Annotated in this window: 1 protein-coding gene; it reads left to right on the forward strand. The window is 48.4% G+C overall.

The genetic code is table 11. The annotated features are described in order from the left end of the window. On the forward strand, window positions 1-1,623 hold a 1,623-nt coding region (locus I6E38_RS14705; protein ID WP_235394687.1), incomplete at both ends, for a hypothetical protein.

A 1,623-nucleotide genomic window follows, 5' to 3' on the forward strand; every position in this document is an offset into this window, starting at 1 on the left:
CTGTTGCTTGGCAGTGTATTCTCGGAGAACACTATCCGTATGATGGGTGCTGACGCCATGCTGAAAACCAAGGCTCTGAACGGCATCCGTGCTGTGACGGACAACATGAAACTTGGCGACTATGCTCTGATGAAGGAGATAGACCAGGCTGTGCAGCTGTTGTACGAGGCACGTCAAGGCGGAAGCGGTGTGGACGCATACTTGCGCACTCCTGCTATGTTTGGCGAGAATGCAGCTGACAGATTTGACCCTATCTCGCAGGCTATCGCTCTTGCTTTGGAGGGTAAGGCGGAGGATTTCCGCGAGCTGATGATGGCGTATAACAGAAATGCCGCTCCTTATGCGGATGCCAGTCAGACGGAAATGTTCGGCGAGAGACCAACGAAGGAGGATTTTGTAAACGAATTTTTGAAACTTAGAAACTGGAAAGACTATGAAACAAGACATTCAAGCAAAGAAGGAAATGGCGATGCTGGCAGCTCTGAGGGAACTGAACCGCAAGCGCAAGGAGGAAGCGAACCAACAGAAGGACAGCGAGAAGTAAACAAGGCCGTCAAGTGGATTGCCACGGAGATAACCAAGCAGACTGGTATTGAGGTGGTGACGGACGAGAAGGAGGCTGAGGAGGTTCTTAGAAATGCAGATAGCGGAGAAGGAAGCGACGTTAAGTTCCATAAGGTGACAGACCAAGCGGAGCTTGACATGCTGAACAATGAAGATACGTTCCCGATGTATAGCGGAATGCAGATTATTGACGGCAAGCTTTATTCTCCTATGGCGGCTATTATTGACGGCAAGCGAACAGACTCTGTCGAAATGGGCGATTGGCATCGTGCAGACGAGCGTCCTGACCTTGTGAAAGATGATGGTACATTCGTACTTGTAAAGACAGACAAGAAGAAAGGAGCAGGAGAAGGCGATGTGCCAGCAGCCTACAATCCTTATATGCACACTTCAACATCTATGATGAACGACCAGTTTACTGGAGCTTATGCACGCGGAAACATCAGAGTAGTGGAATGGTCTATTCCTAAGAGTGAGCTTGATAGCGGATATCATGCCGAGAAAGCTAAGGACTCTGTAGGTATGGTGCCTTGGCATTCCGGTTCGGTTAATGGTCTTTTGCCGAAGGAGCGTCAGAGAAACGTGATGTTGTCAAGATGGAGAAAAGCTATACGAGTAGTGCCAGACTCTGAGGTGGCCGAGAAGGTTGCAAAACAACTTGAAGGCACAGACCTTGCAATTCCCTGGAACACATTTACCCCTAATCAGATAAGAGAGTTTGCCAAGCTTGGCGTTCCTATCACCATTAAGGAGACAGGAAGTGTAGGCAAGGAGACTAAGGACGCTTTCATGAAGCAGAAGGCTGAGTTGGAGAAAGAATTTCCACAAGCAAAATTCGTTGATGTAAAAATGACGAAGGACGCTTATCTGAAATGGGGCAAGAACGAGGAGATAAAGGCTTCCATTAAAGAACAGAAGAAAGCCGAGCGCAAGGTAAAGAAAGCCGTGAAAGAGTTCCGTACCAAGGACGGCGAGGTTTATGGCTTTACTGACGGTGAGAAGATTTATCTCGACACGAAGAAGATGAAGCCAGAGACACCGCTGCATGAGTATACCCAC

This window comes from Leyella stercorea, from assembly GCF_021531355.1.
Taxonomy (GTDB): Bacteria; Bacteroidota; Bacteroidia; order Bacteroidales; family Bacteroidaceae; genus Prevotella.